7 protein-coding genes are annotated in these 8,692 nt (G+C 55.0%); all 7 read left to right on the forward strand.

The annotated features are described in order from the left end of the window. Positions 1 to 57: 57 nt before the first annotated feature. The 7 genes from prpB (at position 58) to prpF (ending at position 8,616) form a co-directional block, all read left to right on the forward strand. A complete protein-coding gene (gene prpB / locus BDE01S_RS05840) occupies positions 58 to 933 on the forward strand; it encodes a methylisocitrate lyase (protein ID WP_066078594.1) in 876 nt (291 codons plus the stop codon). A gap of 178 nt (positions 934 to 1,111) precedes the next feature. Then, positions 1,112 to 2,260: a bifunctional 2-methylcitrate synthase/citrate synthase gene (prpC, locus tag BDE01S_RS05845; protein ID WP_066078595.1), complete on the forward strand. Its 1,149-nt coding sequence runs from the start codon at positions 1,112 to 1,114 to the stop codon at positions 2,258 to 2,260. Between the two features lie 175 nt (positions 2,261 to 2,435). Continuing rightward, positions 2,436 to 2,798 (forward strand): 5-carboxymethyl-2-hydroxymuconate Delta-isomerase, encoded by a 363-nt coding sequence (locus BDE01S_RS05850; RefSeq protein ID WP_066078600.1) that lies wholly within the window; start codon positions 2,436 to 2,438, stop codon positions 2,796 to 2,798. A 494-nt stretch (positions 2,799 to 3,292) separates the two neighbouring features. Beyond that, a complete protein-coding gene (gene acnD / locus BDE01S_RS05855) occupies positions 3,293 to 5,896 on the forward strand; it encodes a Fe/S-dependent 2-methylisocitrate dehydratase AcnD (protein ID WP_066078602.1) in 2,604 nt (867 codons plus the stop codon). A gap of 410 nt (positions 5,897 to 6,306) precedes the next feature. Continuing rightward, positions 6,307 to 6,687, forward strand: coding sequence for a VOC family protein (locus BDE01S_RS05860; RefSeq protein WP_066078603.1), 381 nt, complete (start codon positions 6,307 to 6,309; stop codon positions 6,685 to 6,687). Between the two features lie 89 nt (positions 6,688 to 6,776). After that, on the forward strand, positions 6,777 to 7,370 hold the full coding sequence (locus BDE01S_RS05865; protein WP_066078605.1) for a DUF8453 domain-containing protein: 594 nt from the start codon (positions 6,777 to 6,779) through the stop codon (positions 7,368 to 7,370). Positions 7,371 to 7,446: 76 nt separating this feature from the next. Beyond that, positions 7,447 to 8,616: a 2-methylaconitate cis-trans isomerase PrpF gene (gene prpF / locus BDE01S_RS05870; RefSeq protein WP_066078606.1), complete on the forward strand. Its 1,170-nt coding sequence runs from the start codon at positions 7,447 to 7,449 to the stop codon at positions 8,614 to 8,616. The last annotated feature ends 76 nt before the right edge of the window (positions 8,617 to 8,692 follow it).

An 8,692-nucleotide genomic window follows, 5' to 3' on the forward strand; every position in this document is an offset into this window, starting at 1 on the left:
CTATATTTTGAACAGACAAATCAATCATCATTCACCATATATAGAGGAGAAAAAATAATGACCCGACCATCTGCCGGCCTGCGTTTCCGCGAAGCAGTACGCGAATCCAATCCTTTGGCCGTTGTCGGCTGCGTCAACGCTTATTTTGCGCGCCTGGCGACCAACAGCGGCTTTAAAGCCATCTATCTTTCCGGCGGCGGCGTGGCGGCCTGCTCGTGCGGCATTCCCGACTTGGGCATCACCACCATGGAAGATGTATTGATTGATGCCCGCCGCATTACCGACAATGTCGATACGCCGCTGTTGGTGGATATCGATGTGGGCTGGGGCGGGGCGTTTAACATCGCACGCACCATCCGCAACTTCGAGCGCGCGGGTGTGGCGGCGGTACACATCGAGGACCAGGTGGCGCAAAAACGCTGCGGCCATCGCCCGAACAAAGCCATTGTGCCGCAAAGCGAAATGGTGGACCGCATCAAGGCCGCCGTGGATGCCCGCGTGGATGAAAACTTCGTGATTATGGCGCGTACCGACGCGCTGGCGGTGGAGGGCTTGGATGCTGCCATCGAGCGCGCGCAGGCTTGCGTGGAAGCCGGTGCCGACATGATTTTCCCCGAGGCGATGACCGATTTGGGTATGTACAAAAAATTTGCCGAAGCGGTGAAAGTACCGGTATTGGCCAATATTACCGAATTCGGCGCCACACCGCTCTACACCCAAAGCGAGCTGGCGGATAACGGCGTATCGCTGGTGCTCTATCCGCTTTCCAGCTTCCGCGCCGCCAGCCAAGCCGCGCTGAACGTGTACGAAGCGATTATGCGCGATGGCACGCAGGCCAATGTGGTCGATACCATGCAGACCCGCGCGGAATTGTACGAGCATCTGAATTACCACGATTTCGAGCAGAAGCTGGACAAGCTGTTCCAAAAATAAGCCGCGCCGCATCCATCGCCGTGCGGGTAAGCTGTGCGGCGATGCGGGAAAGCAGGCATTTTCAGACGGCCTGTTTTCTCAAAAAGCCGTCTGAAAACATAAAAGTAAAAATATCAGCAAGCAGGACGCACGCGCTGCCCGCAGCCGGCGTATTTATTTGAAATACAGGAGAAATGTCATGACAACCGAAACCCCGACTTTCAAACCCAAAAAATCCGTAGCCCTCTCCGGCGTGCCTGCCGGCAATACCGCGCTGTGTACCGTAGGGCGCACCGGCAACGACCTGAGCTACCGGGGCTACGATATCCTCGACCTCGCCCGCTACTGCGAATTTGAGGAAGTCGCGCACCTGCTGATTCACGGCCATCTGCCCAACAAGCACGAGCTGGCCGCCTATAAAGCCAAGCTGAAATCCATGCGTAATCTGCCGATTCGCGTGATTAAAGTTTTGGAAAACCTGCCGGCGCACACCCACCCGATGGACGTATTGCGTTCGGGCGTATCCATGCTCGGCTGCGTACACCCCGAGCGCGAAAGCCAGCCGGTTAGCGAAGCACGCGACATCGCCGACAAGCTGATTGCCTGCCTGGGCAGCATCCTGCTTTACTGGTACCAATACACCCACAACGGCAAAGTCATCGAGCTGGACAGCGATGAAGACAGTATCGGCGGCCACTTCCTGCACCTGCTGCACGGCCGCCGCCCGACCGAATCGCAAATCAAAGCCATGCACATCTCTTTGATTTTGTATGCGGAACACGAATTCAACGCCTCCACCTTTACCGCCCGCGTGATTGCCGGTACAGGCTCGGACATCTACTCCTGCATCACCGGCGCCATCGGCGCGCTCAAAGGCCCGAAACACGGCGGTGCCAACGAAGTGGCTTACGATATCCAAAAACGCTACCGCAATGCCGACGAAGCCGAAGCGGACATCCGCGAGCGCATCGCCCGCAAAGAAATCGTTATCGGCTTCGGCCATCCGGTGTACACCGTGGCCGACCCGCGCAACGTCGTGATTAAAGAAGTTGCCCGCGAGCTTTCCGAAGAGAAGGGCGATATGCGTCTGTTTGACATTGCCGAGCGTTTGGAAACCCTGATGTGGGACGAGAAAAAAATGTTCCCGAATCTCGACTGGTTCTCCGCCGTGTCGTATCAAAAACTCAGCGTACCAACCGCCATGTTTACCCCGCTCTTCGTGATTTCGCGCACCACCGGCTGGAGCGCCCACGTTATCGAGCAGCGTCAGGACGGCAAAATCATCCGCCCGAGCGCCAACTATACCGGCCCGGACGAGCTGGCATTCGTACCGATTGACGAGCGTTAACACGCGAATTTTTCAGACGGCCTTTTTAATGTTCTGAGCGGGTTGGGTTGTCAACCCGATCTACCCGAGGCCGTCTGAAAACAATCCATCTTGCAGGCTGGGTTTTGCCCACATTCCGCCAAGCGGCGGATGGCGGTTGAAACCCACCTTTTTACTTTTTATATCAGGCAAACCCATGCCCCATTTAATGATTGAATACAACCGAACCCTGCCGCTGGACACTGCCGCGCTGATACGCCGCTGCCATGCCGCACTGACGGATAGCGGCTGTTTTAGTGAAGCCGATATCAAAATCCGCGCCGCCGCGTATGACGATTATCTGGTCGGCGGCAAAACGCAGAATTTCATTCACGCTGCTTTATTGTTGATGGAAGGACGCAGCGGCGACGTGAAAAAACAATTGGCCGAAGCCGTGGCCGAAAGCCTACGCGCAGCCTTACCTGCGCAAACGGCGTATTGCGAAATCACCGTAGAAATACGCGACTTGGCGGCGGAAAGTTACACCAAAGTGTATTGCCGCAATGAAGCGTATGTTTGAAAAAAACGCTGTAGATTGAGATAAGCAAAGTGCTTGAGAAAAGCAGAAACCGTTGAAATTCAGCAAACTGTCCTCTCTCCCGTGGGATAGAGTTAGAGAGAGGGCAAAGCCGTCGGGCTTGGAGACATCTGTTCAAGCTCAAAAGTTTGACCCTCTCCCCAACCCTCTCCTGTAGGAGAGGGGGGTAAGCTGCTGAAAAATCATAGATTGCCGAAAACGTTTATCCCGAACCCGTATCCCTAATTTTTTCAGACGGCTTAAACCTTAGAGGTTGTTGACATTTCATCACGCGGCAATATTTGTGTGTAAAAACGCGCCTGCTGCGTTGGAACTACTCGCAAGGTTCCCAACCTTGCTGCGCAAGTCCGCAAGCTCACCCGCCTTGCATCCGCGCTTTTACGCACAAATCTTACTTCGCGGACGAAATATCAACAGACCCTAAAAAGCCGTCTGAAAAAAACACCATAAGAAAAACATCACCAAAGGAAATCATCATGACTGCAAATACCGCATACCGCAAACCCCTGCCCGGTACCGATTTGGAATACTTCGACGCGCGTGCCGCGTGCGACGACATCCGCGCGGGCTCTTACGACAAGCTGCCTTATACCAGCCGCATTTTGGCGGAAAATCTGGTCAACCGCGCCGACAAGGTTGATTTGCCGACTTTGCAGTCTTGGCTGACCCAGTTAATCGACAACAAGCAGGAGCTGGATTTTCCGTGGTTCCCCGCGCGTGTGGTGTGCCATGATATTTTGGGGCAGACCGCGCTGGTGGACTTGGCTGGTTTGCGCGACGCGATTGCCGAGAAGGGCGGCGATCCGAGCAAGGTCAATCCCGTGGTGCAAACCCAGCTGATTGTCGACCACTCTTTGGCCGTGGAATGCGGCGGCGACGATCCGGATGCCTTTGAGAAAAACCGCGCCATCGAAGACCGCCGCAACGAAGACCGTTTCCACTTTATCAATTGGACGAAAACCGCGTTTGAAAATGTGGATGTGATTCCGGCGGGCAACGGCATTATGCACCAGATTAACTTGGAAAAAATGTCGCCCGTGGTGCAGGTAAAAAACGGCGTGGCCTTCCCCGATACCTGCGTGGGCACCGACAGCCACACGCCGCATGTGGACGCGCTGGGCGTGATTTCCGTGGGCGTGGGCGGCTTGGAAGCGGAAACGGTGATGCTCGGCCGCGCTTCGATGATGCGTCTGCCCGACATCGTGGGTGTGAAGCTTACAGGTAAACGCCGCCCCGGCATTACCGCTACCGACATCGTATTGGCGTTGACCGAGTTTCTGCGTAAAGAGCGCGTGGTCGGTGCATTTGTGGAATTCTTCGGCGAAGGGGCGGAGAGCCTGTCTATCGGCGACCGCGCCACCATTTCCAATATGACGCCCGAGTTCGGCGCGACCGCCGCCATGTTCTACATCGACCGCCAAACCATCGATTATCTGAAACTCACCGGCCGCGACGAGGCGCAAGTGAAGCTGGTGGAAACCTACGCCAAAACCGCCGGCCTGTGGGCAAGCAGCCTGCAAACCGCCGAATACCCGCGCGTATTGGAGTTTGACCTCTCCACCGTAGGCCGCAACATGGCCGGCCCGTCCAACCCGCACGCCCGTTTCGCCACTGCCGACTTGGCCGCCAAAGGTTTGGCCAAGCCTTACGAAGTGCCCGCCGACGGCTCCATGCCCGACGGCGCGGTGATTATCGCGGCGATTACCTCGTGCACCAACACCTCCAACCCGCGCAACGTCGTGGCCGCCGCCTTGCTCGCCCGCAACGCCAACAAACTCGGCCTGACCCGCAAACCATGGGTGAAATCTTCCTTCGCACCGGGTTCCAAAGTGGCGGAAATTTACCTGAAAGAAGCCGGATTGCTGCCTGAAATGGAAAAACTCGGCTTCGGCATCGTCGCCTTCGCCTGCACCACCTGCAACGGCATGAGCGGCGCGCTGCGCCCCGAAATCCAGCAGGAAATCATAGCCCGCGACCTCTACGCCACCGCCGTACTCTCCGGCAACCGCAACTTCGACGGCCGCATCCACCCCTATGCCAAACAAGCCTTCCTGGCTTCCCCGCCGCTGGTGGTGGCCTACGCCATCGCAGGCAGCATCCGTTTCGACATTGAAAACGACGTGCTCGGCATTTCAGACGGCCAAGAAATCCGCCTGAAAGACATCTGGCCGACCGACGAAGAAATCGACGAAATCGTTGCCCGATATGTGAAACCGCAGCAGTTCCGCGACGTATACATCCCCATGTTCGACACCGGAGCCGCCGAAAAAGCCCCCAGCCCGCTCTACGACTGGCGGCCGATGTCCACCTACATCCGCCGTCCGCCCTATTGGGAAGGCGCATTGGCAGGCGAGCGCACCCTCAAAGGCATGCGCCCGCTGGCCATTCTGCCCGACAACATCACCACCGACCACCTCTCGCCGAGCAACGCCATCCTGCCCACCAGCGCAGCGGGCGAATATCTGGCGAAAATGGGCTTGCCGGAAGAAGACTTCAACTCCTACGCCACCCACCGCGGCGACCACCTCACCGCCCAACGCGCCACGTTTGCCAATCCCAAACTCTTCAACGAAATGGTGAAAAACGACAACGGCACGACCCGCCAAGGCTCGCTCGCCCGCATCGAACCCGAAGGCCAAGTCACCCGCATGTGGGAAGCCATCGAAACCTACATGAACCGCAAACAGCCGCTGATTATCATAGCAGGCGCGGATTACGGCCAAGGCTCGTCGCGCGACTGGGCGGCCAAAGGCGTGCGCCTGGCCGGTGTGGAAGCCATCGTTGCCGAAGGTTTCGAGCGCATCCACCGCACCAACCTCATCGGCATGGGCGTGCTGCCGCTGCAATTCAAAGAAGGCGTGAACCGCCATACGCTCGAATTGGACGGCACCGAAACCTACGATGTCATCGGCGAACGCACCCCGCGCGGCGACCTGACCTTAGTCATCCGCCGCAAAAACGGCGAAACGGTCGAAGTGCCCGTAACCAGCCGTTTGGATACCGCTGAAGAAGTGCTGATTTACGAAGCGGGTGGTGTATTGCAACGCTTCGCGCAGGACTTTTTGGAAGGGAATGCATAAGGAGTAGGGCGGGGCTGCCGCCCCGCCGCCCGTCCGCAGCGGCGTAGGTTGGGATAAAATCCCAAGGCCTTGAAATTTCAGACGGCTTTGAAGGATTTTAGGCCGTCTGAAATCAAAAATAACGTGTAGCCGTAGGTCGGGCATTTATGCCCGACAAAGCATGATCCGTTTGCGGGCTTGTGTCGGGCATAAATGCCCGACCTACGGTCCTCAACCCACGCACTCCCTCCCCCGTGGGGGAGGGTTGGGGAGAGGGCAAAACGCCGAGGCTGCCTGAAACGTCGGTTTAAAACCGAAAAGCCCTCTCCCTAACCCTCTCCCGCGGGAGAGGGAACAGATTGCCGAAGTTTTCAGACGGCCTCAAGCAAAACACAATGCCTGTCTGAAAAACCGTCTGCCGAAAGAAACCCATGAAAATCTCCCACATCGACCACATCGTGTTTACCGTTGCCGATATTGAGCGCACCATCGTGTTTTATACCGACATACTCGGCTTCCAGGAAGAAACTTTCTTGGGAAACCGCAAAGCCTTGAAATTCGGCAGCCAAAAAATCAATCTGCACCAACAAGGCAAAGAGTTTGAGCCGAAAGCGGAGCGGCCGACCTGCGGTGCGATGGATTTGTGTTTGATTAGCGAAACGCCGTTGGAAGCGGTTGTAGCGGAGTTGCAGGAGAAAAGTGTACCGATTGTTGAAGGCATCATTGCGCGTACCGGTGCAGTCGGCAAAATCCGCTCGGTGTATATCCGCGATCCCGATGGTAATCTGATTGAAATCAGCGAGTATGTTTGAGGCCGTCTGAATTAGCGGGGCTGAGGGAATCTAACATTGTGTAACTAGGTGTAAACTGCTGAGGTTGAAATCATAAATAAGGAAATATTATGCCAGATATTATTACTCTAGTTATTACTTCTGCTATTAGTCTACTTGCTGTATGGGTTGCCTATTTAGCTTTACTAAGAAGTTCTCAGCCTCAAATACTTATATACTATCAACCCAACCCTAATATCCCATCATTAATAGATTTGGTTATTGAAAATGTGGGAGGTGGGACTGCCTTTAATGTAAAACTTTCTGAACCACTTCCAATAGATGCTTTTGGTATTGAGGAATCGTCTGGAGAACCAAAATTTTCTCCTCAGGCAGGATTTCCATCTATATCTGCCAAACAACAATATATTTTTGTTGGTGGGCAATATGCCGGCTTAAAAAGTAAGTTGGGAAATGGAAGAAAGATAACAGTTACTTATGACTATCGAAGTCCAATAGGTTGTACTGTGAAAGCACAAGATTCCTTTTTTATCAATATCGAGCATCTAAGATTGATGCCTAGTCGAATAAGTGCCAATCAAGCAATTATTGACGCGCTAAAAGGGAACAATAAAACCACTATTCGAGACATTTCCAAAGAACTTAAGGAAATTAACGAGAGCCTCAAAAAAATTGCTAAATACAATCATGATTTAGATTCATAAAGTTAGTGATTTGATAATTACCAGTGTAGTGGTGCAATCCACTACCTAAATGAAACCAAAAAGAGGAGAAACCACCATGCCGCAAATCAAAATCCCCGCCGTCTATTATCGAGGCGGCACGTCAAAAGGGATTATTTTCAAACGCACCGACCTGCCCGAGGCGGCGCAGCAGCCGGGCGAAGCGCGCGATAAGATTTTACTGCGCGTACTCGGCAGCCCCGATCCTTACAAGCAGCAGATTGACGGTTTGGGTAATGCCAGTTCGTCCACCAGCAAGGCTTTGATTTTGGATAAGTCAGATCAGCCGGGGCATGACGTGGATTATCTGTTCGGCCAAGTTTCCATCGACAAACCTTTTGTCGATTGGAGCGGCAACTGCGGCAATATGACCGCCGCCGTGGGTGCGTTTGCCGTGTCGCAAGGTTTGGTGGACAAAAGCAAAATTCCTTCGGACGGCATTTGCACGGTGAAAATCTGGCAGAATAATATCGGCAAAACCATCATCGCCCATGTGCCGATGCAAAACGGCGAAGTGTTGGAAACCGGCGATTTCGAACTCGACGGCGTGGCTTTCCCTGCCGCCGAAGTGGTGATTGAATTTCTCGACCCCGCCGACGGCGAGGGCAGTATGTTCCCGACCGGCAATATCGTTGACGAATTGGACATTCCCGGCATAGGCCGTCTGAAAGCCACTCTGATTAATGCGGGCATTCCGACCGTATTCGTGAATGCCGCCGACATCGGCTACACCGCCACCGAATTGCAGGCCGACATCAACGGCGATGCGGATAAACTGGCGTTTTTTGAAAAACTCCGTGCCTACGGTGCGCTGAAAATGGGCTTGATTGGCAACTTGGAAGAAGCGGAAACCCGCCAGCACACGCCGAAAATCGCCTTTGTCGCCCCGCCTGCCGACTACACCGCCTCCAGCGGCAAGGCCGTTCAAGCCGCCGACATCGATTTGCTGGTGCGCGCCCTCTCCATGGGCAAACTGCACCACGCCATGATGGGCACGGCTTCCGTCGCCATCGCCACCGCCGCCGCCGTTCCCGGTACGCTGGTGAACTTGGCGGCCGGAGGCGGCGAGCGTGAAGCCGTACGCTTCGGCCATCCTTCCGGCACCTTGCGCGTCGGCGCGGCTGCGGAACTTTCAGACGGCCAATGGACGGCGAAAAAAGCCGTGATGAGCCGCAGCGCGCGCGTGATTATGGAAGGCTGGGTACGCGTGCCGGAGGATTGTTTCTAAAGGCATGCCGCGTATAAAAAGCCGTCTGAAAACTGCGTTTTTCAGACGGCTTTTGTTGTAAGAAATCCTAGCGTTG

Origin of the sequence: Bergeriella denitrificans NBRC 102155, from assembly GCF_001592185.1 — a bacterium.
Classification (GTDB): domain Bacteria; phylum Pseudomonadota; class Gammaproteobacteria; order Burkholderiales; family Neisseriaceae; genus Neisseria; species Neisseria denitrificans.